Origin of the sequence: Pelodictyon luteolum DSM 273 (assembly GCF_000012485.1) — a bacterium.
GTDB classification, from domain to species: domain Bacteria; phylum Bacteroidota; class Chlorobiia; order Chlorobiales; family Chlorobiaceae; genus Chlorobium; species Chlorobium luteolum.
On sequence record NC_007512.1, the window covers coordinates 1,183,362 to 1,208,632 of the forward strand.

General features: G+C 56.9%; 26 protein-coding genes. 16 read left to right on the plus strand and 10 right to left on the minus strand.

Annotated features, from left to right (window positions below):
• Nucleotides 1-33: 33 nt before the first annotated feature.
• From PLUT_RS12075 to PLUT_RS05425, 7 genes are read left to right on the plus strand one after another with little or no spacing between them, the layout of a single operon-like run.
• Nucleotides 34-816 carry a transporter substrate-binding domain-containing protein gene (locus tag PLUT_RS12075; protein ID WP_011357771.1) on the plus strand — a complete coding sequence of 261 codons (783 nt, stop codon included), beginning with the start codon at nucleotides 34-36 and terminating at the stop codon, nucleotides 814-816.
• Complete coding sequence (locus PLUT_RS12080) at nucleotides 813-3,785, plus strand: ABC transporter permease subunit (RefSeq protein ID WP_011357772.1); 2,973 nt, start codon at nucleotides 813-815, stop codon at nucleotides 3,783-3,785. The genes PLUT_RS12075 and PLUT_RS12080 overlap by 4 nt, the downstream gene beginning before the upstream one ends.
• On the plus strand, nucleotides 3,782-5,308 hold the full coding sequence (locus tag PLUT_RS05405) for an ABC transporter substrate-binding protein/permease (RefSeq protein WP_011357599.1): 1,527 nt from the start codon (nucleotides 3,782-3,784) through the stop codon (nucleotides 5,306-5,308). The genes PLUT_RS12080 and PLUT_RS05405 overlap by 4 nt, the downstream gene beginning before the upstream one ends.
• Complete coding sequence (locus PLUT_RS05410; RefSeq protein ID WP_011357600.1) at nucleotides 5,305-6,396, plus strand: amino acid ABC transporter ATP-binding protein; 1,092 nt, start codon at nucleotides 5,305-5,307, stop codon at nucleotides 6,394-6,396. The genes PLUT_RS05405 and PLUT_RS05410 overlap by 4 nt, the downstream gene beginning before the upstream one ends.
• Before the next feature lie 16 nt (nucleotides 6,397-6,412).
• Nucleotides 6,413-6,751, plus strand: a complete 339-nt coding sequence (locus tag PLUT_RS05415) for an STAS domain-containing protein (protein WP_011357773.1) — start codon at nucleotides 6,413-6,415, stop codon at nucleotides 6,749-6,751.
• Between the two features lie 3 nt (nucleotides 6,752-6,754).
• A complete protein-coding gene (locus tag PLUT_RS05420) occupies nucleotides 6,755-7,186 on the plus strand; it encodes an ATP-binding protein (protein WP_011357774.1) in 432 nt (143 codons plus the stop codon).
• Nucleotides 7,183-7,401 (plus strand): hypothetical protein, encoded by a 219-nt coding sequence (locus PLUT_RS05425; protein WP_041463828.1) that lies wholly within the window; start codon nucleotides 7,183-7,185, stop codon nucleotides 7,399-7,401. Before PLUT_RS05420 ends, PLUT_RS05425 begins: the two co-directional genes overlap by 4 nt.
• A 20-nt stretch (nucleotides 7,402-7,421) precedes the next feature.
• Here the strand turns inward: PLUT_RS05425 and budA are convergent, their stop codons facing one another.
• The gene (gene budA, locus PLUT_RS05430; RefSeq protein ID WP_011357775.1) at nucleotides 7,422-8,123 is read right to left on the minus strand and encodes an acetolactate decarboxylase; all 702 of its coding nucleotides are present in this window, start codon (nucleotides 8,121-8,123) and stop codon (nucleotides 7,422-7,424) included.
• A gap of 489 nt (nucleotides 8,124-8,612) precedes the next feature.
• On the opposite strand from budA, the gene PLUT_RS12175 reads away from it, so the two are divergent.
• Together PLUT_RS12175 and PLUT_RS05440 are read left to right on the plus strand one after the other, a co-directional pair.
• Entirely contained in the window at nucleotides 8,613-8,744 is a 132-nt protein-coding gene (locus tag PLUT_RS12175; protein WP_420825880.1) for a hypothetical protein, read from the plus strand.
• A gap of 11 nt (nucleotides 8,745-8,755) precedes the next feature.
• Nucleotides 8,756-9,064, plus strand: coding sequence for a helix-turn-helix domain-containing protein (locus PLUT_RS05440; protein ID WP_011357776.1), 309 nt, complete (start codon nucleotides 8,756-8,758; stop codon nucleotides 9,062-9,064).
• 10 nt (nucleotides 9,065-9,074) lie between these two features.
• On the opposite strand, the gene argH is transcribed toward PLUT_RS05440, so the two are convergent.
• The 7 genes from argH to argC all read right to left on the minus strand — a co-directional run bounded on the left by argH (nucleotide 9,075) and on the right by argC (nucleotide 16,564).
• Complete coding sequence (gene argH, locus PLUT_RS05445) at nucleotides 9,075-10,460, minus strand: argininosuccinate lyase (protein WP_011357777.1); 1,386 nt, start codon at nucleotides 10,458-10,460, stop codon at nucleotides 9,075-9,077.
• 100 nt (nucleotides 10,461-10,560) lie between these two features.
• Nucleotides 10,561-11,763: an argininosuccinate synthase gene (locus tag PLUT_RS05450; protein WP_011357778.1), complete on the minus strand. Its 1,203-nt coding sequence runs from the start codon at nucleotides 11,761-11,763 to the stop codon at nucleotides 10,561-10,563.
• Between the two features lie 17 nt (nucleotides 11,764-11,780).
• Nucleotides 11,781-12,227: an arginine repressor gene (locus PLUT_RS05455; protein ID WP_011357779.1), complete on the minus strand. Its 447-nt coding sequence runs from the start codon at nucleotides 12,225-12,227 to the stop codon at nucleotides 11,781-11,783.
• A gap of 8 nt (nucleotides 12,228-12,235) precedes the next feature.
• Complete coding sequence (gene argF, locus PLUT_RS05460; RefSeq protein ID WP_011357780.1) at nucleotides 12,236-13,228, minus strand: ornithine carbamoyltransferase; 993 nt, start codon at nucleotides 13,226-13,228, stop codon at nucleotides 12,236-12,238.
• 21 nt (nucleotides 13,229-13,249) lie between these two features.
• Entirely contained in the window at nucleotides 13,250-14,167 is a 918-nt protein-coding gene (gene argB, locus PLUT_RS05465) for an acetylglutamate kinase (protein ID WP_011357781.1), read from the minus strand.
• A gap of 33 nt (nucleotides 14,168-14,200) precedes the next feature.
• Entirely contained in the window at nucleotides 14,201-15,409 is a 1,209-nt protein-coding gene (gene argJ, locus PLUT_RS05470; protein WP_011357782.1) for a bifunctional glutamate N-acetyltransferase/amino-acid acetyltransferase ArgJ, read from the minus strand.
• A 126-nt stretch (nucleotides 15,410-15,535) separates the two neighbouring features.
• Nucleotides 15,536-16,564: an N-acetyl-gamma-glutamyl-phosphate reductase gene (gene argC / locus PLUT_RS05475; protein WP_011357783.1), complete on the minus strand. Its 1,029-nt coding sequence runs from the start codon at nucleotides 16,562-16,564 to the stop codon at nucleotides 15,536-15,538.
• A 203-nt stretch (nucleotides 16,565-16,767) separates the two neighbouring features.
• Here argC and PLUT_RS05480 point away from each other — a divergent pair, with 203 nt between their 5' ends.
• The 4 genes from PLUT_RS05480 to PLUT_RS05495 are packed head-to-tail and all read left to right on the plus strand — an operon-like array spanning nucleotide 16,768 to nucleotide 21,482.
• Nucleotides 16,768-17,694 (plus strand): PstS family phosphate ABC transporter substrate-binding protein, encoded by a 927-nt coding sequence (locus tag PLUT_RS05480; protein ID WP_011357784.1) that lies wholly within the window; start codon nucleotides 16,768-16,770, stop codon nucleotides 17,692-17,694.
• Nucleotides 17,691-18,965: a GGDEF domain-containing protein gene (locus PLUT_RS05485; protein WP_011357785.1), complete on the plus strand. Its 1,275-nt coding sequence runs from the start codon at nucleotides 17,691-17,693 to the stop codon at nucleotides 18,963-18,965. Before PLUT_RS05480 ends, PLUT_RS05485 begins: the two co-directional genes overlap by 4 nt.
• The gene (locus PLUT_RS05490) at nucleotides 18,955-20,214 is read left to right on the plus strand and encodes an ABC transporter permease (protein WP_011357786.1); all 1,260 of its coding nucleotides are present in this window, start codon (nucleotides 18,955-18,957) and stop codon (nucleotides 20,212-20,214) included. The genes PLUT_RS05485 and PLUT_RS05490 overlap by 11 nt, the downstream gene beginning before the upstream one ends.
• Nucleotides 20,211-21,482, plus strand: coding sequence for an ABC transporter permease (locus PLUT_RS05495; RefSeq protein WP_011357787.1), 1,272 nt, complete (start codon nucleotides 20,211-20,213; stop codon nucleotides 21,480-21,482). Before PLUT_RS05490 ends, PLUT_RS05495 begins: the two co-directional genes overlap by 4 nt.
• On the opposite strand, the gene PLUT_RS05500 is transcribed toward PLUT_RS05495, so the two are convergent.
• The gene (locus PLUT_RS05500) at nucleotides 21,479-22,474 is read right to left on the minus strand and encodes a CobW family GTP-binding protein (protein ID WP_011357788.1); all 996 of its coding nucleotides are present in this window, start codon (nucleotides 22,472-22,474) and stop codon (nucleotides 21,479-21,481) included. The two genes, PLUT_RS05495 and PLUT_RS05500, sit on opposite strands and share 4 nt — an antisense overlap.
• Nucleotides 22,468-22,929 (minus strand): GNAT family N-acetyltransferase, encoded by a 462-nt coding sequence (locus PLUT_RS05505; protein WP_011357789.1) that lies wholly within the window; start codon nucleotides 22,927-22,929, stop codon nucleotides 22,468-22,470. Before PLUT_RS05505 ends, PLUT_RS05500 begins: the two co-directional genes overlap by 7 nt.
• Before the next feature lie 131 nt (nucleotides 22,930-23,060).
• On the opposite strand from PLUT_RS05505, the gene PLUT_RS05510 reads away from it, so the two are divergent.
• From PLUT_RS05510 to PLUT_RS05520, 3 genes are read left to right on the plus strand one after another with little or no spacing between them, the layout of a single operon-like run.
• Entirely contained in the window at nucleotides 23,061-23,756 is a 696-nt protein-coding gene (locus PLUT_RS05510) for a TMEM165/GDT1 family protein (RefSeq protein ID WP_011357790.1), read from the plus strand.
• Nucleotides 23,740-24,411 (plus strand): ABC transporter ATP-binding protein, encoded by a 672-nt coding sequence (locus PLUT_RS05515; protein WP_011357791.1) that lies wholly within the window; start codon nucleotides 23,740-23,742, stop codon nucleotides 24,409-24,411. Before PLUT_RS05510 ends, PLUT_RS05515 begins: the two co-directional genes overlap by 17 nt.
• Nucleotides 24,408-25,193: an ABC transporter permease gene (locus tag PLUT_RS05520; RefSeq protein ID WP_011357792.1), complete on the plus strand. Its 786-nt coding sequence runs from the start codon at nucleotides 24,408-24,410 to the stop codon at nucleotides 25,191-25,193. The genes PLUT_RS05515 and PLUT_RS05520 overlap by 4 nt, the downstream gene beginning before the upstream one ends.
• Nucleotides 25,194-25,271: the final 78 nt, after the last annotated feature.

Sequence of the window (25,271 nt, forward strand, 5' to 3'; positions counted from 1 at the left end):
ATAATAGACGAATCCACCCGTAATCAAGACACCATGAATAAATTGCGACCTTCAGTATTGGTGATTGTGCTCTTCTCCCTCTTCATTGTGCTTGGCGGATGCAGCCAGCGGGAGAAAATCACTGCACTGCAGCAGCTGTCAGGAAAAGAGTTCGCCGTTCCTACCGGAACTGTTGCCGACAAGCTGGTGCTCTCGAAACTGCCCGATGCACGGTTCCAGTACTATAACACCGTTATGGACGGGGCTCTTGCCGTGAAAACGGGGAAGGCGGATGCGCTGGCATATGATGAGCCCATCCTGAAAAACATTGCCGCAAAGGTCGATGGGCTTGTCATTCTCAAAGAGATGATCACGGTCGACCAGTATGGTTTTGCTGTCCGTAAAGATGACGCCCCGCTCAAGCAGGCCATCGACAGGACGCTGGGCCAGCTGAAGACGGACGGGACCGGTACGGAGATGCTGCGGCGCTGGTTTCCTGTATCCGGAAGTCCGGCTCCGATGCCCGAAATCGCCTCAAGCGGTGACAACGGAATATTGCGCCTCGGCACTTCAAGCGTGACTGAGCCTTTTTCATTTGTTGATGGCAGCGGGATGGTTGTCGGGTATGACATCGAGCTTGCCCGGCGTGTAGCTGCGGGGCTCAGCCAGAAGCTTGAGGTCGTGAACATGGACTTCGGCGCGCTGATCCCGGCCCTGATGTCCGGCAAGGTAGACATGATTGCAGCCTGCATCACCATTACCGAAGAGCGCTCAGAAAAGGTACTCTTTTCAGAGCCTTATTATACGGGCGGAATCGCCGCAATGGTGGCTCAATGAAGGGGCGCATGCATAGATGGTTTCCGGTCCTTTTTATCCTTGCCCTGCTTTCCGGCTGCGGCAAAGATGCGCAGGAGATCCGCTCGATTGAGGATGCCCGCAACGCAAGGATTGGAGTGATGACCGGTTCGACCGGCGAAGAGCTGGCGCTGCAGATGTTTCCTGACGCCGATATCAAGAGTTTCGATGACGTCATGGACGCCGTCACCGCGATGATGTCCGGCAAGCTGGATGCAATCGTCACAGCCTATCCCACGGCGCTGCAGGTAACCAAGAAGCATACTGCATTCCGTGTCCTCGAAGAACCGCTCCGCAACGAGAATACATGCATTGCCCTGAGGAAAGGCAATCCGGCACTCATCACTACCTTGAACGGCATCATCGATTCGCTCCACCAGGATGGTACGCTTGCCGACATGCGCAGGCGGTGGTTTAAAAAGGACCTGTCCCCATACGAGGAACGCACGCTTGAGGTGCCGACGAAGGGGGAGGTACTTAAAATAGGTGTCACCGCCACAAGGGAGCCGATGTCGTTCATGGACAGGGATGCAGAGGTCAGCGGATTCGACGGAGAACTGGCACGCATCATCGGCCGGGTTCTCCGCCGGCCGGTAGAGTTCCATAACATGAAGTTCATGGGGCTTATTCCTGCTCTTCAGTCTGCAAAGATCGATCTGGTGATTACCGGTATGACGGCCACGGCTGAGCGGAAGCGATCGGTTGATTTCACAAAGACCTATTTCGAGAACGCCCAGGTTATGCTGGTCAAGACCGCAGCTCCCCACGGTGATGGCAAGGTAAGGGTACTGAAGGATATCGACGGGAAACGGGTTGCGGTGCTGTCGGGTTCTGCCGGTGACCTTGCCGCGCGCCGCCGGTTCCGCGATTCAGAGTTCCTTGTGATGGAAAATGCAGCCGATGCTGCCGTTGCCCTGAACACCCGAAAGGCGGATGCATTTATCTATGACAGGAGCGTGCTCGAGAATATTGCCCGACAAGAGCCGGGGCTTGTGATTCTTGGAGAGCCGGTGGCGAAGCTTGAGGTTGCCGCAGCCCTCAAGAAGGGTAATACGGCGCTTGCTTCGGAGTTGAACGAGGCGATTGGGGCGTTCACAGAAGACGGCACTCTTGCCATACTCAGAAAGAAATGGATCGACGGGGATGGCGGCTCCCTTCAGGAATCGAATGCAGGCGGGAGGAAAGGCGAAGCAGAGCTTCGGATGGGGACCTGCGCTACCCTGGCTCCATTCTCCTATCATGCGAATGGAGAAATCACGGGACTTGACATTGAGCTGGCAAGGATGATCGGCAATCGGCTCCAGAAAAAAATCACGCTTGTCGACATGCCGTTCGGAGCCCTGATTCCGGCACTGCAGGCGGGCAAGATTGATTTTGCCCTTTCTAACTTCAATGTCACCGAAGAGCGAAAGAAGCTGATCCTGTTCTCGAGGCCCTATCTTCAGAATGACATTTCCGCGCTTGTGCTCCGTTCAGCCGCTGCTCCCGCGGCACCGGTTTCGGAGGGGGCATCACTTTCAGCTCCTGATCTGAACGGCACGCGGGTTGCCGTGCTGCTTGGTTCCACGCATGACACCTATGCACTCAGTCACTACCCGAACGCAACGCTCCTGCAGTACAAGACCCCATCCGACATCATTCTGGCCGTCAAGAGCGGCAAGGTGGACGCGGGCATATACACAACCGAGACCCTCCGGGAGATTTTCAGGGCAGACCCGTCCCTTGAGCTCAAGGGCGGGGTCCTGTTCTCCGTACCCGTGGCCATGGGGTTCAATAAGCAGAATGACAGCCTTCGGGAGCAATTCAATGTCTTTCTTCAAGACATCCGTCAAAACGGTGTCTATCGGGATATGGTCGACCGCTGGATCACCCGGGGTGAGGATGCAATGCCCTCCATTTCCGGCACAAGGGCCAATGGCGTCCTGAGGGTCGGGGTTGTCAGCGACAAGGGGCTTCCGTTCATGATTGTCAAAAACAACCGCCTGGTAGGGTTTGACGAGGAGCTCGCAGAACGGTTTGCCGCATATCTCGGCAAGGAGATCAAGACAAGTGATATGGATTTCGGCAACTTGATCGCAGCTGCGGCCACGAACAAGATTGACATGATTGCCAGCACGCTCATGATTACCCCGGAACGGGCACTCCAGATCAGTTTTTCTGATCCATATTATGAGATTGGGGCAAGCGCTTTCGTCATGAAGACGGGGGAGGCTGAGGCTGTCGCTGGAAACGACGCTCCGGGTGCTGCATACTCCTTCATTCAGCCCATTGTGGACGGATTCCAGAATAATATCATAAAGGAAAACCGCTGGAAACTGATTCTCAGCGGACTGAGAGTCACCGTAATCATTTCGGTGCTTTCAGCTCTGTTCGGCACGGTGCTCGGGGCGGGTGTATGCGCCATGCGCATGTCATCGGCCAAAACCTTGAAGACGCTGGCATCGGTGTTCATTTCCCTGCTTCGGGGAACGCCTGTATTGGTGCTGTTGATGCTGATTTTTTATGTCGTGTTCGCATCGGTCTCCATTGATCCTGTGGCTGTTGCCGTCATTGCCTTCGGGCTGAATTTTGCAGCCTATGTGGCCGAAATTTTCCGGAGCGGTGTGGAGAGCATCGACAATGGGCAGCGTGAGGCGGGGATTTCCATGGGGTTCACCCGGCTTCGTACCTTCCTGCTCATCATCCTTCCTCAGACCATCCAGCGCATCCTGCCGGTGTACAAGGGCGAGTTCCTTTCGCTCGTTAAAATGACCTCGATCGTCGGATACATCGCTGTCGAGGACCTCACGAAAGCAGGCGACATCATCCGGAGCAGGACTTTCGATGCATTCTTTCCCCTCATCATGGTAGCAATACTGTACTTTTCAATTTCCTGGCTGCTGTTGCAGTCGATGGCATATCTTGAACGAAGGACGGATCCGAAATTCAAACGGATAAAGACAGCGGTATGAGAAAGCTGGCCATGATATCCGCACTTCTTTTCGTTGCAGCGTCGCTGGTAGTCGGAACATCTTTAAACGGCGCAACCCTCCGCTCACCCGATGACCTCAGGCTTGGGCGGATAGGGGTCCTTCAGGGGACCATCCATGAGCGCTATGCCATGAAAGCCTGGCCTGAGGCGACGATACTCCAGTACCAGTCTCCGTCTGATCTCTTGCTGGCGGTGAAGTCTGGAAAGGCAGACGCTGCCATTTACAGTGATGACGAACTCATGGTGATGCTACGCCAGAACGGTGACCTTGCCGTTCTGGGGGATGAGCTGCTTGCAACCCCGCTCGGCATGGGGTTCCGCTACGAACAGACTGAACTGCGCAGCGCATTCAACAATTTCCTCCGGGACATCATGGCTGACGGGCGGCAGGACGCGATGGTCCGCTACTGGATGAAGGACGGCGGAACCCGGATGCCGGCGATTGCAGCATCGGCAGAGAACGAAGTGCTCAGGGTTGGTATTCTCAGCGATAACGGTATGCCGTTCTGCGCACTTATCGATAACCGGCTTACCGGATACTCCATTGAACTGCTCGACAGGTTCGGGCTGTACACAGGGCGGAAGATTACCTATGTGAATATCGAGTTCGGGAGCATGATAGCCGCTCTTGCAAGCCGAAAAATCGACATGATCGGCGCCGTGATGGCAATTACCCCTGAGCGGCGCAAAAAGGTTGCTTTTTCCGACCCTTACTATGCACAGGGAGCCCACCTCTTTGCCCTGAAAAAGAACATTGCATCATTACCTCAACCCTCGACAGCCGGCAGTGTAAAGGATGGGGAGTCTTTCCTTGCGGGGATTGCCGAAAGTTTCCGGAGCAACATCCTGCTGGAGAACCGCTGGCAGCTCATCCTTGAGGGGTTCCGGACAACCCTTGTCATTTCCGTGTTTTCCGCACTGCTTGGAACCCTCTTCGGCGCCCTGGTCTGTTTTATGAGAATGTCACGCCTCAACATCCTGAGGGTGTCGGCCGGAGTTTTCATCTCGCTGCTTCGCGGCACGCCGGTGCTGGTGCTCCTGATGCTGGTATTCTATGTGGTCTTTGCCTCCGTCAACATCGACCCGGTGCTGGTGGCAGTCATCGCCTTCGGACTGAACTTTGCAGCCTACTCTGCGGAAATCTTCCGGGCCGGCATTGAGGGTATCGACAGGGGGCAGACCGAGGCGGGTATCGCGATGGGCTTTACCGGGCCGGCAACGTTTTACTTCATTGTTCTGCCGCAGACCCTGCAGCGCATCCTGCCGGTCTACAAAGGGGAGTTCATTTCATTGGTGAAAATGACCTCGATTGTGGGCTATATCGCGGTGCAGGATCTGACGAAAGCTGGAGATATCATCCGAAGCCGTACCTTCGATGCCTTTTTCCCGCTCATTATGGTAGCGGCATTATATTTCTTTCTCTCATGGGCTCTCATGCGCATGCTTGAATACCTTGAAGGCATGATGGCCCCAAAACACCGGAACCGAACCGTTGCAGCATGATACAGATCAAGCATCTTTCCAAGAAGTTCGGGGCACTTGAAGTACTCCGCGATGTAAGCATCACCGTCCGGAAAGGAGAAGTGATTTCAATCATCGGCCCCTCCGGTACGGGAAAAAGCACATTCCTGCGATGCATCAACCTGCTTGATCGTCCGAGTGGAGGGTCGATTGTCATCAATGGAGTCGATATTCTTGATCCCAAAGCCGATGTACCGGCCATCCGCAGGAAGATGAACATGGTGTTCCAGTCCTTTAACCTGTATCAGCATCTTTCCGTGATGGACAACCTGACCCTCGGTCCTGTGAAGCTGTTGCAGACCGGCAGGCAGGATGCGGAGAAAAAGGCGCTCGAGCTGCTCAAGCTTGTAGGGCTTGCTGAAAAGGCTGACAGTTTTCCCGATGAGCTGTCCGGAGGCCAGAAACAGCGTGTAGCCATTGCCCGCTGCCTGGCGATGGAGCCATCAATCATTCTGTTCGACGAGCCGACCTCTGCACTTGATCCTACCATGGTAAGCGAGGTGCTGGCTGTCATCCGCCGTCTGGCCCGGGACGGTATGACCATGCTCATCGTTACCCATGAAATGAAGTTTGCAAGGGATGTGTCCAGCAGGGTGCTCTATATGGACGAGGGTGTGATTTATGAGGAGGGGCCCCCTGAGCAGATCTTTGACAACCCCCAGAAGGAGAGGACGAAAATCTTCATCAATCGGGTGAGGAGCTTCAACTACCGGATTGCTTCCCCCGATTACGATCTATATGCCATGAATGCGGAAATTGAGCTGTTCTGTGAAAAGCAGATCCTTCCGCTGAAGTCCCGACAGAGTCTGCAGCTGCTCGTCGAAGAGGTCCTGCAGATATGCGCAGATACCCTGCGCTCCACGGCGATCGAGCTGGCCATAACCCATTCGGAAAAGACCGGGGAGATAAAGCTTCTGGTCGAGAGCGGAGGAGCAGAGGAGAACATCCTTGAATCGGCAGCCCTGCCGGACGAACTGGGCCTGACGATCATCCGCAATCTTACCCGGAGCATTGCATACAAGCGGGATGGTGGTCAAAACAGGCTCACATTGATCTTAAAAGAACAATAAATGAAAGGTGGTCAAAATGGAATTCCAGATACAAAAAGAAACAGCGGCAACGGTTGTTGCTGTCATCGGCAGGATGGACGCCGTAACGGCTCCCGAGTATGAAAAAAAACTTGCCGGGATGATGGACGAAGGGGAAAAGAATTTCATCATTGATTTCGGCAAGCTCGACTATATCAGCAGTGCCGGTTTGAGGGCTTTGCTCATGACTGGCAAAAGAGTCAAAAGCCTCGGGGGTCTTATGCTGCTTGCCAATATTGGCGGTGCAGTCAAGGACGTGTTTGCGATCTCCGGTTTCGGAACAATCTTTCCAATGCACGATACCGTGCAGAGTGCGCTTGGCGCAGCTGAAGAGTAGACGATGATGCCGGAAGAACGGATAAGGGTTGATGCGAAGCTTGACCGGCTTGAGGAGATAGTCGGTTTCGTGGAGGACTGTGCCGATCGGTTCAGGCTGGAAGACTCCCGGAAATTCGGGCTGAACATTGCCGTTGAAGAGGCTGTTGTCAATATCTGCAGTTATGCATACCCTGATACTGAAGGCATGCTTGATGTGGCGTGCAGGGTTACGGATGAGTCACTCGTGATTGAACTGTCCGATTCAGGTATCCCTTTCAACATCCTTACGCTTCCTGACCCTGAAACAGATGCTGCGATAGAGGATCGGGAAATCGGAGGCCTTGGCGGCTATTTCATCCGGCAGTTCAGCGATGCTGTCAGTTATACACGAAGGGATGGAATGAATGTTCTGACCCTTGTGTTCCGGCGTGGAGCATCAATAGAGCTGCCATGAACACAAAACCACCCAATCTGACCTATGGCCTTGAGGACACCCCGCCTTTTCCGGTGAATGTTCTGCTCGGCTTTCAGCACGCGGCCCTTGCCCTGGTGTTCATTGTCTATCCTCTCATGCGCCTTGCTGCCGCTCTCATGGGGCAGTATGCCGACAGTGTGACGACTGGGATATACAACGGTAAGCAGGACATTTCCATGCACGTTGATCACTGATATCCGGCAGTTCAATGACTTCAGCGCTCGGCACTTTCCAGGTCTCTTTCCACATCACGCTGGAAATCGCATGAGAGGTAATCGAAGTTCATGGGCATTGCCAGCTCAAGAGCTGTGATGAACTGTATGCCCGCATTGATGTTTGCAGGAGTGCACTCAAGCAGATGCCCGCCATGGTGCCTGTCACGCGAAAGAAAATGGAGATGAAGGCCGGGTACACTGACCGAGCCCATGAACGCAGGGGTATAGAATCCGACCAGCGTTCCCTCGATTTCCTGATACTCAAAGATTGGCTGGTCTTTTGCGACCTCAGCGAGGGGCCGGTAGTTTTCCTGACGGGGTACTGAGCGGACTTTCATGGAAGAAAAGGTCCCCTCGATGCGGATGGCGTAAAAAATGTTCAGGGACGGAAGGAGGCTGTACAGCCAAGCCTGAAACTCCGGATAGGGCGTTCTCCTATCAAGGCTGTCATGACTGACCGGCGAGTAAAACGTCACGCAGGAAAATGGTGTCAGCGTGGCGTCATCAACCATTGCCGCAACACCATCGGATGTGATCTGATAGATCTTCCCGTCAAACATCACCATCTCTCCGTCGAGGTCGTCAAAGGTACCCAATCCGAAATCCCCATGTTTCTTGATCTCGGTAAACGGGATTTTTTGCCTGTATATACCCTCTACAAGCGCGTTGACAGGTGCGCAGAAGTATATGCTTGAGCCCATTAGTTTCTTTTCTTGAAAAGTTATGGCTGCCGAAATGAAGGCGTCTGGATTGCGCTGATTGATCTCTGCCACTTCATGCTAAATTACAAAATAACGTATCAAAAGAAATTGTCCGCCGGGGGCAGAACGCCACTGGATCGAGTACGGTTCCCACCCAGGGTTCTGGGTCAGCCCCGGAGCAGGCCGTGGCTGCAGGGTTTCTAGATGGCCATACCAAATGATCCCCCCCCAGCACTGAACACTTCCTCCTGTACCCCGGGGCATTCATTGATTCCGTGTTTTGCCAATATAATCCAATGGATTATATTGGGGTATGAATGTCACAATCGTAGAGCTTCCTGAATTCATTCGTCGGTCAGATAATCTCTTGACTTCTGATGAGCGAGATGCGCTCGTCTTCTATCTGTCGATGCATCCCCAGGCCGGAAGCATCGTGCGTGGCTGCGGTGGGCGAAAGGAAACAAAGGCAAGAGCGGCGGAGTTCGTGTCATATACTTTTATCATGATCCGCGCATGCCATTATTTCTATTGACGCTTTTCAGCAAAAGCGAGAGGGAAAATCTGACGAAGGCGGACATGAACGGTCTTCGGCAGATGGTTGATGTCCTTATAACCAATTAGGTGGAATTACGATGCATTCAGACTTCGACAGTATCAGGAGGGGGCTTGAAGAAGCCATCGCCTACATGGGGGGGGAAGACGTCGGGGCAAGGGTTTATAGGCCTCGGCCCATAGACGTGAAGGTTGTCAGGGAGAAGACCGGCCTGACCCAGGAGCGGTTTGCTGCGGCCTTCGGCATCAGCGTGGCCACATTGCGGCATTGGGAGCGGGGAGACCGCAAACCCCACGGGCCAGCTCTCGTTCTCCTCGACCTTGTCCGTAAGGCTCCCGATACCGTACTTGGGGTGCTCAATGAAGATGAAGCTCCTTACGGGGAGTGAGCCCGGCCCTTCAGCCGAGCAGTTCCCGGGCCTCCCTGATCTGCCGTTCGACCGACTCGAACGAGCAGCTCCCGTGCGACTTTTTCGACGTGATGCTCGCTTCCGGCGTCAGCGCCGTGAATATTCCCTCGTCGAACACCTCCGAGAACTCCCTGAAGCGCTCGAGCGGGATGTCGGGCAGGGGAGTCTGGTTCTCGATGCTCCAGCTGACAATCTTTCCGGTGATGCGGTGCGCGTCGCGGAAGGGGACATCTTTCTTCACCAGGTACTCGGCGATCTCGGTCGCCAGGCTCAAATCCTTCTTCGTGAGCTCTTTCAGGCGCTCCTCCCTGAGCCGCGTGTGCTGCAGCATGCGGTTGAAGAGGGTAACGCTTGAGATGGCGGTTTCGGCACTGTCGAACAAAGGCGGCTTGTCCTCCTGCATGTCCCGGTTGTAGGAGAGCGGGAGCCCTTTCATGATGGTGAGCATTGCCATGAGGTCCCCGTACACCCTTCCGGTTTTTCCCCTGATCAGTTCTGCGATATCAGCGTTCTTCTTCTGCGGCATGATGGAGGAGCCGGTCGAGAAGGCGTCGCTGATCTCCAGATACCCGAACTCATACGAACTCCAGAGAATGATGTCCTCACAGAAGCGCGAGAGGTGCATCATCACGATGGAGCAGCAGGAGATGAATTCAATCAGGATATCACGGTCGCTGACGGCATCGATGCTGTTCGTGAAGAGCTCGCTGAAATCAAGCAGCTCGGCCGTGCGCCCGGCATTAAGCGGGAGGGTGCTGCCGGCAAATGCCGCCGCACCAAGCGGAGAAACGTTCACCCGCATCAGAAGATCAAGCAGGCGCTCAGTGTCCCGGTTGAACATGTTGAAGTAGGCCAGGTAGTAATGGCCTGCCGATATCGGCTGAGCCCTCTGCAGGTGGGTGTAGCCGAAGATGATGGAGTCCTTGTAGGTTTCGGCTTTCTGGACGAGGGTTCCGAGGAGGTCGTTCAGCGCTTCCTGCAGCTCTTCGATCCGCTCACGCATGTAGAGCCGGGTATCGGTTGCCACCTGGTCGTTACGGCTGCGGCCGGAGTGGAGTTTGCCGGCAGCGGCTCCTATTTTCTCCTTCAGCCGGTTTTCAATCACCGTGTGGATGTCTTCATCCTCCCACTGCGGAACGAGCGTTCCCGTTTCAATTTCCTTTTCAATCTCCTTCAGCCCCCTGCATATCGCATGGGCGTCATCCGCCGAGATGATGCCTTCCTCGCCGAGCATGGTGGCATGGGCGATGGAGCCTTGAATGTCTTCACGGTAGAGCTTTCCATCGACATGGACCGATGAGGAAAACCTCAACGCCTCGCTGTCGAACGGTTCATTGAAGCGGCTTGCCCAGAGAAGTTCTTTCTTGTTGCTCATGGCTGCGGCTGGTTGTGCTGGTGGAAAAGAGGAGAAAGGCCATACGCCTGCCCCCCTGGGAAAAGGGAGCAGGTGTATGACCGGGATCCTTGCTGTGCAGTTATTTTGCGGGATGGACTTCGCTGAAGGTCTTCAGGCCGAGTCCGTAGATCTGGATGAACCCTGCTGCAGCCTTGTGGTCGAACGAGTCTGCCTCGGTGTAGGTAGCCAGCGATTCATTGTAGAGCGAGTACGGAGACTGGCGGCCGAGCAGCGTAACAGAGCCTTTGAAGAGTTTCAGGCGGACCATGCCGGTGACAGGCTTCTGGGTATCGTCGACGAATGCGTCGAGGGCAGTGCGCATCGGCGAGAACCAGGTGCCGTTGTAGATGATGTTTGCGTAGTCCTGAGCGATGTTCTTCTTGTACTGGAAGACGGTTTTCTCAAGGGTAAGGCGCTCGAGCTCGCGGTGTGCGAAGTGCAGGATGGTGGCTGCCGGGGCTTCATAGATCTCACGCGACTTGATGCCGACGACTCGGTTCTCGATCATGTCAAGGCGGCCGATGCCGTTCTTTGCGCCGAGCTCATTGAGGCGGTTGATGATGTCCAGTCCGGCCATCTTCTTGCCGTCGACCGATACAGGAACACCCTGTTCGAACTCGATTTCGACCACGGTAGCCTCATTCGGGGCGTTCTCGGGGGAGGTGGTGATCTGGTAGGCATCTTCGGGAGGCGCAACCATCGGGTCTTCGAGCACGCCGCATTCGATGCTGATTCCCCAGATGTTCTCGTCGATCGAGTAGGGGCTCTTTTTCGTGGCCGACACCGGGATGTTGTGCTTGATGGCGTAGTCCATTTCAGACTCGCGTGAGGTGAACTCCCATTCACGGAGAGGAGCGAGCACCTTCAGGTGCGGGGCGAGCGAGGCGAAGGTCACTTCAAAGCGGACCTGGTCGTTGCCTTTGCCGGTGCAGCCGTGGGCGAGCATGGTGCAGTTCTCTTCAAGTGCGACGTCGACAAGCGCTTTGGCCAGGAGCGGACGGCCGAGCGCAGTGGCCAGCGGATAGACATCCTCATACAGGGCGCCTGCCTTCAGTGCGCGCCAGATGTAGTCTTCGACGAACGGCTTCTTGAGGTCGACGAAATGGAAGCCGGAGGCGCCGGTCGCTATGGCTTTGGATTCAAGGTTCTCTATCTCTTTCTGCTGGCCGAGGTTGCCCGTGACGGCAACGATATCGGCATCGTACTTGTCCTTCAGCCATTTGATCATGATCGAAGTGTCAAGTCCGCCGGAATAGGCGATCGCAATTTTTTCTCTCTGCATTGTCGTTGTGGTATTGATCAGTTTGTGGAAAGATTTTTCTGAATATAGGACATCAGCACCGAAATATTCTGCACTGAATCAGGAATTACCAGCACCGTATCGTCACCGGCGATGGTACCGAGAATGAGCTGGCTTTTGAACTGGTCGAGCCATGATCCTACGCCGTGAGCACGGCCGGGAAGGGTGCGGACGATGACCGAGGTTTCATTTGCGGCAACAGAGGTGACTTCCATCCCCACCAGCCCCTTGATGATGCGGCCGGTGCTTTCATCACCGAGCAGCAGGCGGTAGCCTGCATGGGTTTTCGAGCGCACAATGCCGAGCTCGGCGCAGTCGCGCGAAAGGGTTGCCTGCGCGACCTTGATGCCGGATTCCCGGAGAAGGCGGAGAAGGTCATGCTGGTTTCCGACGCCCTCCTGCTGGATGAGCTCCCGGATCCGCTGCTGGCGTATGTGCTTGTTCATCGGCACCTTCAGGCCTTGATGTTTTTGGCAGCGTTCTGCAGCCGGTGGGTGAGATGGAACTTGCGGTACTCGTCGTGGTTGAGAAGCTTCACGAGGAGCGCCTTCTGCACATGCAGGCGGTTTTCCGCCTCATCGATGATGATGGCCTGCGGCCCGTCCATCACTTCGGCCGTTATCTCCTCTCCGCGGTGTGCCGGCATGCAGTGCATGACGACAGCGGAGGGTTTGGCAACGGCAAGCATCCGGCTGTTGATCTGGAACGGGGCGAACGCCTTAAGCCGCTCTTTCTGCTCCTCTTCCTGGCCCATGCTGGTCCAGACATCGGTATAGAGCACGTCGGCGTCTTTTGCTGCAGCCATCGGATCGTGAATGATCTCAATGGTGCTGATGCCTTTTTTCCTGGCCGCTTCAAGCAGCCCGGCGTCCGGAGTGTAGCCTTCGGGGCAGGCGAGCACGAAATGGAAGGGGAGGATACCGGCAAGTTCAATCCAGGAGTTGGCCACGTTGTTGCCGTCACCGACGAAGACGACCTTGATGCCCGCTTTCCAGAGCCCTTTTTCGTACAGCGTGAAGGCATCGGCCAGAATCTGGCACGGGTGTGAGAGGTCGGTCAGGGCGTTGACGACCGGAATTGAGGCACTGCCGGCAAGGCCCTCTATGACGGAATGCTCATGCAGACGGGCGACGATGGCATCATTGTAACGGGAAAGCAGGAGGCCGATGTCCTCGACCGATTCGCGCGAACCGACACCGATGGACTTGCCGTCGAGGTTGATCGAGTACCCTCCGAGCTCATGGATGCCGAGCTCAAAGGAGACCCGGGTCCTCAGCGAGGGCTTGTTGAAGATCATGGCGACCGTTTTGCCCTCAAGCGGACGGAATCCGTTGCCGCCCTCACGGCGGGCTTTCTTGATGAAGAGGGAGTAGTCGAACAGTTCTATGATCTTCGATGCGTCAAGAGGCTCGAATCCAAGAAAATCGCGTTTGTCGGTAGCTTGCATGGGTGTTGGCTCGCGCTAAAGTTAATGGTTGCTTTCGTCGTCCTGTTCGGAGATGAACTGGGTGCCGACTCCCTCATGGGTGAATATTTCAAGCAGGAGGGAGTGGACTGACTTTCCGTCGATGATGTGGATCTTCCGGACCCCTCCGTCGAGCGTCAGGAACCCGGAAAGGACTTTCGGGATCATGCCGCCGGTGATGATGCCCTGCTCGATGAAGTCGGCGGCTTCAGCCTTGCAGATGGTTTTCAGGATCCTCTCGCCGACCTGGATACCTGCCACGTCGCTCACATAGATGAGCTTTTCGGCCTTCAGGGCAATGGCGATGCTGCTGGCGGCGTCGTCAGCGTTGATGTTGTATATGTTGCCGTCATCGTCGAAGCCGATGGGGGCAATGACGGGGATCAGCCCGGCCTTGCAGAGCAGGTCGATGTAGGCGGTGTTGATCGATTCGATTTCACCCACCAGGCCGAGCGTGGCCGCATCCCTGCACGGCACGGCCTGGATGGTGTCGGCATCGAGGCCGGTCACGCCGACCGCCTTGCCGCCGTGTTCGCTGATCAGCTGGACGATGTCCTGGTTGACCTTTCCGGCAAGCGTCATCTGCACAACGGAGATCATCTCCTTGTCGGTCACCCGCTTGCCGTGTACGAACGTGGAGGTGATGCCGAGTTTTTCAGCCGTTTTGGTGATGGCATCACCACCGCCATGCACGAGCACGACGTTGATGCCGACCTTGCGCAGCAGGGTGACGTTCTGCGCGAATGAGTTCTTGAGGCACAGATCCTTCATCGCCGAGCCTCCGTACTTGATGACGAAGGTCTTCCTCTCGAATTTACGGATGTAGGGCAGGGCCTCGATGAGCACCTGGCCGATGGCCGTCTGTGGTGCCTTGCGTGCCGGCCTCAGGTCGCTGCAGGTGAGTGAATCGGTTTCTTTCAATGCGGTCGGTCGGATTGAGGGTTATGAGTACGGTCAGCTCCTGTAGCTGCCGTTGATGTCCACATACTCTTTGCTGAGGTCGCAGGTCCATACGCGTGCCGAAGCAGTTCCTGCCCCGAGTCGAAGGGTGATTGCGTAAGCGGGCCGGGCGAGTATGGCAGCGGCTGCTTCTTCTGAGAAATCAGCCCGGAGTCCGCGCCGGAGAATCGGCAGCTCTTCGAAGTAGAGCTCGAGGTCCTCTTCGCGGAACATGGCGCCCGAGCGGCCTGCAGCGGCAATGATGCGGCCCCAGTTGGCGTCTTCGCCGTGCAGGGCGGTCTTGACGAGGCTCGACTGCGCGATGGTGCGGGCTGCAATCACCGCCTCTTCGGCGCTCCGGGCCTCCTGCACGTTGATTTCAACAAGCTTCGTCGCACCCTCTCCGTCTATGACGATGAGGCGGGCAAGGAACCCCATCAGCGACTCCAGACCGGCGCTAAAGAGTCTGAGGTCTTCACTGCCGGCTTCAACTGAGGGGCCCGTGCCGCCGGCCATGATGACCGCCATATCGTTGGTGCTGGTGTCTCCGTCGACCGTAATGGCGTTGAAGCTTACGCTGTTGGCACTCCGGAGGGCTTCCTGCAAAAGGCCCTGTTCGATATCGGCATCGGTGGCAAGAAATGCGAGCATGGTGGCCATGTTCGGAGCAATCATCCCGGACCCTTTGGCCACACCGCTGATGCGTACGGTGCCGCCGCTGAGCGCAATATCGACATAAAAGAATTTAGGGAAGGTGTCGGTGGTCATGATGGCTTCAGCCGCCTCGACGCCGGAGGATTCCCCGAGGGTGGCAGGGAGAGCTTCAACACCGCGAAGGATCTTCTCCATCGGCAGCAGCTGGCCGATCACGCCGGTTGAGGAGACGATGACCTCTTCGGCTTTGATGCCGAGCACTTCGGCAGCTTTTGCCGCCGTGTCTTCAGCATCCCGCAGCCCCTGCATCCCGGTTGCAGCATTGGCATTGCCGCTGTTGCAGATGACTACGCGCATGGCCGAGCCAGCAGCGGCAATGTTCCTGCGGGACAGCACGACCGGAGCGGCACAGCAGAGGTTGGTGGTGAACACGCCCGACGTGACTGCCGGCTGCTCACTGAAGAGCAGGAACATGTCGGTCCTTCCAGAGTACTTGATGCCTGCGGCTGCGGCTGACGTCTTAAATCCTTTCGGCCAGAACCCCCTTGCGCCGTCATCATCAGCCGCCATGGGCCGGACCCCTGCAGGCCAGAGGGTTGCAGCAGCATGAGCATGGATGGTGGCGAGCGCTTTCTCTCTTTTTTTCAACGGTGTTGTGTTCTTCTTTGCGTGTTGTTTCTTTCGCCTCTTCTAGGTTCAAAGCCCTGCGGTTTCATCAATCCCGAGCATGATGTTCATGTTCTCGACGGCCTGGCCGGCTGCTCCTTTCAGGAGGTTGTCGATGGTTGATACAATGGTGAGGGTGCCGTGCTGTCCGGCATAGGCAACATGAAGGTCGCAGAAGTTGGTATGGGCGACATGGCGCACTTCCGGCATTTCGCTCCGCACTCTTGTGAAGGGCGCATTGCGGTAGAATGCCTCATAGGCGCTCCTGGCCTCCTTGAGATCAACCGGACCGTCCAGCGTTACGGAGAGGGTTGCGTAGATGCCCCTGACCAGAGGTCCGATAAGGGGCGTGAAGCTGAAGTCGAACGACGGGTTTCTGGCTGAGGTGCCGAGCGCCTGCATGATTTCAGGGGTGTGCTGGTGCACTCCGACCTTGTAGGCCCTGATGTTTTCGCTCATTTCGGCAAACGAAAGTTCGGTTTTGGAGCTCCGTCCTGCACCCGACAGGCCCGAAATCGCCGTACAGGCGACAGAACGCACCCGAGGCAGTGCTGAAGAGCGGGCAAACAGGGGAGCGAGCCCGAGAATGATCGCCGTGGCGTAGCATCCGGGATTGCTTACGGTACGGGCTCCGGCTATCGCTTCACGGGAAAGTTCCGGCATGGCATAGGTCATCACCGCATCGGGGGATTTCCTGCCGCCGTAGAACCGCTCATGCTCATCCGTGTCCCGAAGGCGGAAGTCTCCTGACAGGTCTATGACCATTTTACCTGCGGCCTGAAGCTTCGGCACTATGGCGTGCGCTTCGCCGTGCGGCAGCGCGAGGAAATAGATGTCGCTTCCGGTTTCGCCCTCGTAGGAGCGGTAGATACGGTCACAGCCGAGGGCAGGGTAAAGGGAGGAAACGGATTTGCCTGCCTGCGAGAATGCATAGAGGTGCTCAAGTCTGACGGCCGGGTGGCGGAGAATCAGCCGGGTGAGTTCAGCGCCGGAATACCCGGAAGCACCGATGATCGAGACGGTCGGTCCCGATGTTGCCCCATCCAGGGAAGCGTTCATGCAGATCTCTCTTTAAGCAATGAATAAATATCCAGCAAAGCGGATATATAAATCTTTTCCTGCGCATTTTCAAACCCTGCAGGGCATTTTTGCATTCGTGTGTCAATTGCATCGCAATTTTATGCCAAGCGCTTTTTTCTCAGTATCTTATCCGAAGCTGGGGGTGCGCCTGGAGCGACCCGTAACCGCCCTTATGGATACCTATGCATATGCTCCTCTTCCGTTGCTTCTCTTCACGCCCTGCCTTCGTGCTGATTCCGGGGCTTCTTCTCGGACTCATTCTGGGTTCCTGCACCGGCGGCAGCACGCCAGAAAGCCCCATAAGGGGCGAGATGCGGCTTGTTGCCGACCCCGGCCTTCTCAGCGTGGCTTCGATGCAGTCCGAACTCTTCACCCGCTACTATCCCGACGCCCGGGTCGTCACCATCGGTGCCGACAGCCTCTCAGCCCTCAACAGCCTTCTCTCCGGTCGCTCTAAGGCGGCTCTCACACTGCGTTGCCCGTCACCCGATGCCGGAAAACTTACGCCGTCGCTGAGGGTTGAGCCGGTTGCCCGCGATGCCGTTGTGCTCGTCGTCAATGAAAACAGCCCGCTCACGTACATTTCAAAAGAAGCAGTCTTTCAAGCCTTCAGCGGCATGCGTGCTGACGGGGATAATGGCCTGCTGCCGCTGATTGCAGCGGACGACACCATCCTTCGGGAACTCCTTGATGGCGGTGATGCACTCAAAGGCAGGAAGCTGCAGGCGTATGGGTGCAGGAGCCAACAGGAGATGCTGCAGCGTGTGGCCGGTGACAGCCATGCCGTCGGCATCATCTTGCGCTCGGCGTTCCAGACGGCAAGGGCCGATCATGCTGCACCCGACAAGCTCAGGCTGCTCGCGGTTTCAGCCGATGCCGCGGGGGCAGAACCCGTCACTCCCGACCCGGAAAATATCCTCAACGGAAGCTATCCCTTTGTCGCAGAGGTTTGCTATATATATTACTCGGGAGAAGCTCTTCCGGCAGGGTTCGGCGCATGGCTGTCGGCCGAAGGCCAGAAGGCCTTTGAAAACGGCCCTCTCGTTCCTTACCGCCAAAGGGTGCGTACCATCATACTCTCAGCAAAACAAGCTTCCGACCCCTTATGAACGATCTGCTGAACCGCAAGAAACGCTCTCCGCTCCTGATCATCATCCTTGCCGGCGCCATCGGCATTCTGGTGGTCATTGCAGGAACGGCCGGGTTCATATTCTTTCAGGGGCGCATTATCGATGAGGTCGAAAAGAAGCAGGAGTGCTACTTCAACCTCGTCGAGTTCAAGGCGAAGGTGACTGGAGCCGGCATCGAGCATGCAGGCAATGCAGCCACGGGAATCGATCCCGGCGGACTTCTCCTCAAGGCGAAGCAGCAGGACCGGATTCTTCGCTTCATGTACGAACGGCTGGCAGGCCAGATGGAAGATTCATGCCTGAAACATGTCCCCGTCGTTCCAGTTCCCTCTGTTGCAAACAGCGAACTGGTCGTGCTCCAGCTTGACTCGGCCATCGAACGGGTGAAATCCGAAGCTCGAGAGGCGATGGAGAGGCTGGTGCTTTTCACCCACATGTTCATCTTTTTCATCCTTGCGCTTCTCCTCAGCCTGAACTTTGTGGCAGGCTGGATGCTCCATTTCAACTACCGCCTTACCCTCATTCCCCTACGGCAGCTGGCCGACCAGCTGAAGCTCATCAACCGCGATATCCCTGAAAGCATCCATGACACGGCCGAAGAGATGAAAAAGGAGCTGACAGCAACGGCACATTCCCACGACATCACCCAGATCACCGAGTCGATCATGAACTTCTGCGGAGATATCGAGGCGAAGAACAAGAAACTCGACGAAATCTTCATCAGGGATGAAAAGACCGGGCTCTACAACTACCGCCACTTCAAGGAGCATCTGATCATCGACGTCGAGCGGGCAAAACGTTTCCACTCCAACGTTTCGCTCGCCATGATCGACATCGACCACTTCAAGCTTTACAACGATGCCCACGGCCATATCGCCGGCGACCACGTCCTGGAAATCCTTGCCGGCATCATCAAAGAGGAGAGCCGGCTCTCCGACATCCCTTCGCGCTTCGGCGGGGAGGAGTTCGCCATTCTGTTCCCCAAAACCGATGCAGAGACCGCACTCGACATTTCCGAGCGTCTCCGTAAAATCATCAGTGCGACACCGGTCCCGCATGAGCACCAGCAGCCCTCCGGGCAGCTTACCGTCAGCATCGGCATCGCAACATTTCCCGATGATGCCTCCGACTGGTACACCCTCATCAACAATGCCGACCGTGCGCTCTATGAGGCCAAGGCACAGGGTCGGAACAGTGTAGTGACATTCAGCTCTCTCAACCTGCAAGAGGGTCCGCCCGATGAAGCCTGAGTTCTATATCGCAGGGAGATTCGCATTCAAGCGCCGCTCTGCAACACGGCCAACCTTCATCATCCTCATTGCCGTCATCGGCATAGCCGTCGGCACGGCAGCCCTCATCCTCACCCTCTCCGTCGTGAAGGGGTTTGCCTCAAGCATCGAAGTGAAGCTGATCAGTTTCAGTTCTCACATGCAGTTCCGCCAGCCCGACAGCCGGCTGTTCATGGAACGCCGTTCCGAAATGCAGCAAGTCCTCAATGACCCGGAAACGGTTTCCGGCGGCCCGTTCCTCGAAAAGAATTTCATCCTCAAGAGTTCCGCCGGAGCCAGGGGAGAGCGCGGCCCGGCAGGCCCGGTCATGGTAAAGGGGACGGATGAGGAGGAACGGCGGCTGTTTCTCGGGAAGTTCCTGCGGGAGGGGAGCCTGAACGCCGCCCAGGAAGACGGCACCATAGGGCTGTACGCCGGCAGCACTCTGGCTGAAAACCTCAGGCTGAAACCGGGTTCGAGGGTGATGCTGGCCGGTGTATCAGGCGTTTCATCCGGAACGGAAGGGGGCGGGATGCTGGAACTTCTCTCCTCACTCGACCTTGAGGTCGGCACCATCCGCGGCATCTACGACACGGGTCTGCAGGAAGGGTTCGACGATTTCATGATGATCGCAGATCTCCGGGCCATGCAGGACCGCTTCAGCCCCGGCATGATCAGCGGCTATGAAGCCAGGGTCCGCCACCCCGAACTGCTCTCCGGCACGGTGGAAAGGATAGCCGGTGAGCTCCGATACCCGTTCTACGGCTACACTGTGTTCGAGCGCTACCAGAACCTTTTTGAGTGGCTTCGTCTCCAGAAGAACCTCATGCCGCTGCTCATCGTGACCATCACGATCGTGGCCGTCTTCAACATCATCTCCACGCTTCTTGTCCTCATCATTGAAAAGACCCGGGAGGTCGGCATGCTCTCGGCGCTCGGCCTTGAACCCGGCCGCATCAGCCGGGTGTTCATGACACAGGCCTTCCTCACCGCCATTGCGGGCATACTTCTCGGCAACCTGCTTGCGCTCCTGCTCACGCTCTTCGAAATGCGCTTCCATCTCATCACACTGCCCGAAAAAAGCTATTTCATCAAGTACGTACCGCTCATCATCGACCCGACAGACTACCTGGCCGTCTCACTTGCGGTCCTTTCGCTGACGCTCGTCTTCGCCTTCATTCCGGCAAGGATCGCCGCAGCCCTCAAACCGGGCATGGCCCTCGGCTCATGAGAAAAGCAGGTACCACACTCCGTCCGGCCCTCTGGATCGCACGACGCTTCAGCTTTGCCCGGAAACGGTTCAGGGTGATCAACATCATCTCCTCGATCAGCCTCCTTGGCATCATCATCGGCGTCAGCACGCTCCTGGTCGTCATGAGTGTCCTGAACGGGTTTCAGAAGCTTGCCCGGGACATGTTTCTCTCAATTGACAGCCCCGTGCAGCTCGTATCGAAAGAAGGCCGCTCGATGCCTTTCGACCAGTCGCTCCTCAGTGCACTCCAGCAGGTGGATGCCGTCGGCTCTGCAGAGCCGTTTCATGAAGGGGATGCCATCCTTGTCGCCGGCGGGGTGAGCGAACTGGTAAGGCTCAAAGGGCTCTCCGCGCCTGCAGGGCGGCGCCTTGAAACCCTCACCGCTGCATCCCGTCCTTATTTCACCAGCGGGAGCATCTCGGTAGGGGAGCTGCTTGCCTACCGGACAAGGATCATGGCAGGGGACCGGGTCCGGCTCTTCAGTCCCGAGCTGATCTCGCTCGGGCTTGAATCGCTCTCCGAACCCTATCTGATGCCGGCTCTCCGGATTCCCGAACCGGGCATCTCTTCACTCTTTTCACTGCAGAAGCTGTTCGACGACCGGTATGTCCTTGCCCCCATGGATCTGGCTTCACGTGTCCTGCTTATACCGAAAGGAGAGTGCAGCGGCATTGACATCAGGGCTCGCGAAGGGGTGGGGCATTTGCGCCTCAACAGGGAACTCTCCGTCTGGCTCCGGCAACGCGAGGGCGGAGGCACGCTTGAGCTGAAGACGCTGGAGAGCCGCTACCGCGACATCTTTGCCGTCATGGAGCTTGAAAAATGGGTGAGTTTCGGGGTGCTTATGCTGATTGTGCTCGTCGCATCCCTCAGCCTGACAGGGGCACTTGCCATGACGGCCATCGACAAGCAGGAGGACCTGTTTTCGCTGCGCTGTCTCGGCCTTGAGGGCAGTGGGCTTCAGTCGATATTCATGCTGCAGGGCGCACTGACCGGCATTGCCGGTACGCTTGCCGGGTCCGGTCTTGCATGGATCATCTGTTTTCTGCAGGAGCGGTTCGGTATGGTGCAGCTTCCATCAAAAAGCGCATTCATCATCGACGCCTATCCCGTCGAGATGGTTGCGGGTGACTTTCTCATCGTCGGACTGGCATCGATCTGCCTCTGCCTTCTGGTGAGCATCCTGCCTGCACGCAAGGCCGCCCTCATGGCCGAACGGCGCTCACGAGACCTGTTGAGCAGCTAAGCTATCTTTAGGCAGCACCTGAGCTGTTGATCAAGATCCAGAGCCGCAAGCGGCAAGTCGTTTATCACCTCAAGGCGGGAAAACCCGGCCGCCGGGGCACCCCTCAGCGACAGCTCCCCCTCGACGCCGTTGAAAGCCATCCACCCCTCACGGCACCGCAGAACTCCCTTTACCCTCATCGAAAAAAGGTTACCGAAAAAACGTGCAAGCATTTCCGCATCGAAGCAGAAATCCGTGCCGATGCGCCACCCGGCCGTAAAGAAGCCATCACCTCTGCCCTCCAGAAGAAGCCACTCCCGTTGACCGCCATCTCCGGGTTCATCCGGAAGGGCACACGGGGCGGGATGGCTGTGCCGATGGGCGTCAGGAGTTCCTGCCGTCCGGCCGGAGGTACGGGGGAGATCAAGAAGGTCAAGCTCTATCTGTCCGTATGCAGTTTCCCTGAGGGCTGTTTTAGGGGGTTGCACCTTCTCGGCATATGCCCGGAGGGCCTCACGGTGACAGGCTTCAAGAAGGTCCGGCTTGGTGGAGACGATGACATCGGCAAGACTGAGCTGGTCCATGAACGCGGGGTGGGCGGTATGGCGCTCACTGCAGAGGTTTCTCGAATCGAGAAGGCAGATGACGGCCTTCAGATCAAGCACCTCCCGGTAAAACCCTTCCGAGAGGGTCCGGATGACCCGCAGCGGGTGGGCGATGCCTGTCGGCTCAATGAGGATGCGCTCAGGCTTTGTCTCGCGGATGAGCCGGTTGAGGGCGGTTTCGAACGAGGGGCCTGCTGTGCAGCAGAGGCATCCGCCCGGCACCTCCCGTATGGTGGCTGTTCCGGACCGCGAAGCCAGCAGGCTGTCGACGCCGATGCGGCCGAACTCGTTGATGATGACGGCCCAACGCTCCTTTGCAGGTTTTATCGAAAGGAGGTGGTTAATGGCGGTTGTTTTGCCTGAGCCGAGAAAGCCGGTGATGATGGTGGCGGGGATGTTCTTCAGCACGATTCATCGATCATTTTTCTGAATACCTGCATCGTTGAAGGCTGGAAGCCCCTTGAGCGATAGAACGCCTGCGCTTCAGTGTTGCACTCGTCCGTGAGGAGGGTTATGCGCCCTAGCCCCTCAAGGGCAGCGGCCTCGATTGCATGGTCGAGAAGGAGAGCTCCGACGCCCTTTCTCCGCCAGCGGGGATCGACCACCATATCTTCGAGCAGTGCAACCTTTTTACCCTGAAACGTGCTTACGGTAGTGAGCAGGAGCACCATGCCGACGATCTCTCTTTCAATCTCGGCAACGAACACCCTGCCGGAATCAGGACGGGCGATGATCATCCGGAGCCCGTTCTCTTGGCGCAGGGGATCGGGAGAAAACTCTGTTTCCTCTGAAAAAAGTATTTCGAGCAGCCTCGTACAGGCCTCGATGTCTCCTTCTGCTGCGCTTCGGATCCGGGGTGTCATAATGGGGTGCTGTCCTGCATGGTTTACTCTGCCAATCGGGTGCCGGATAGAATATACTTCATGAATTTGTGTTATTTTCACCCGTTAAATCTAGACAATTCTATTCCATAATTTCCCGACCCCACTTTCAAATGGATGCGTTCTGGCTCTCTCTCGTCATGATATTTCTTGCCGAACTCGGCGACAAAACCCAGCTGGTCGCTCTCACGCTGGCAACCTGCTACAACACCTGGACGGTACTCTGGGGCATTTTCTGGGCCACGCTCCTCATCCACGTGTTTTCAGCCGGCATCGGCTGGTTCATGGGCGATCTTCTGCCGGTCGACTGGATCCGGTTCGGCGCAGGCGTGGCGTTTCTGGCATTCGGGTTCTGGACCCTTCGGGGCGACCATCTTGACGATGAGGACAGCGGTACCTGCCGACGCACCCTGAGCCCCTTCTGGCTGGTGTTCGCAACCTTCTTCATGGCCGAACTCGGCGACAAGACCATGCTCTCCACCGTAACGCTTGCCGCAACGGCCCCGTTCATACCGGTATGGCTCGGCTCAACGGTCGGTATGGTGCTCTCGGACGGTCTTGCCATCATACTCGGGCGTATGCTCGGCAAAAAGCTCCCGGAAAAAGCCGTCGGCATCGGAGCTGCCGTAATCTTCTTCCTTTTCGGCCTGTACAGCATGTATGAAGGAGGCGCTGCATTCCCGCTCTCAATATGGGCTGCGGCTCTCGGACTCACCGCCCTCATCGGCTGGCTGTTCCTTCGCCCCAAACCGGCCTCCAGATCCCGAAATCAAACCACCGGGGACGGCAGCGATGGCTCCAATCCTTGAAATCCGTGATCTCTCCTTCACCCATGAGGGCGCTCAATCGCCGATTTTCGAGCATCTCTCCCTCGCAGTGGAGGAGGGGAGCCATATCCTCCTGAAAGGGGCATCGGGCACCGGAAAATCGAGCCTGCTCCGCCTCATCTGCCGGCTTGCCGCCCCCACGTCCGGAACCATCCTGTACCGTGGGGAGCCCATCACCGGCATTGCCCCCCCGAAACTCAGAAGCGCCGTCGGCTACGTTGCCCAGATTCCCCGGATGATGGAAGGATCGGTAAAAGAGAACCTCCTCCTTCCCTTCACGTTCGCCGCCAACCATGGACTCAAGGCACCTGCAGAGGACGAACTCCGCCGGATGCTCAGTGATTTTTATCTTGACGACCTCAAGCTCACCCATCCCGCACTGAAACTCTCGACCGGCCAGCAGCAGCGACTTGCCCTTATGCGCACACTCCTGCTCAAGCCTGACCTTCTCCTGCTCGACGAGCCGACCTCTGCACTGGATGCCCTGAGCGCAAGCATGGTGTTTACCATAATGGAGCGGCTCAACACCCGTGAAAAGAAAACCCTCATTACCGTCACCCACAGCGACTATCGTCCTTCCGGTGCCCACGTTGAGCTGTATCTTCTCCGGAACCGCACCCTTACACGGCAGCCATGACCTCCATCATAGACATCTCCATCGGCCAGCTCCTGCTTGCGCTTGTCTTCATCCTCCTTGCGCAGATCTCCTCGTTCATCTTCCAGCTCGGCCTGCACCGGGACATCGCCATCGGCACCGTGCGTACTTTTGCGCAGCTGTTCCTCATGGGATACGTACTGACATATATCCTGCACTCCGACAATGTCTTTTTGATCACAGGGGTGTTCGTCGTCATGGTCTCCTCGGCCATCTTCATCATCAAGGGCCGGGTGAATGAAAAACAGGTTGCCTACCTTCTGCCGACCTTCATCACCATGCTGCTCAGTTATTTTGTGACCGCCGTGTTCGTCTCCGGCCTCATCATCGGAAGCTCGCCCTGGTGGGAGCCGCGCTACTTCATTCCGGCCGGCGGCATGGTCATCGGCAACTCCATGTCAGCGCTTGCCATCTCCATAGAGCGCTTTTTCAAGGACCTGCGACAGCAACGCGAACTGGTTGAAATGAAGCTCTGTCTCGGAGCCGGTTACCGGGAAGCGAGCGCCGAACAGTTCCGGGCTGCGGTGAAAGCCGGCATGATCCCCTCCATCAACGCCATGATGGGCGTAGGGCTGGTGTTCATCCCCGGCATGATGTCCGGCCAGATACTGGCGGGAGCCGATCCCTTGATCGCCATACGCTACCAGATCGTGGTCATGCTCATGCTGGTGGGGGCAACGGCGGTCAGCTCCGTTTCGGTGATGCTCCTCATCCGCAGGCGCTGTTTCGGCAGCGGTGAGGAGCTGCTCCTCACCCCGGAGTAACACACTGCCGTAACACCAAGCCCGAGAGATGCTGTTGCGGCGGGGCACAGAAAAAGCCCCGTCATACGGCACGGGGCT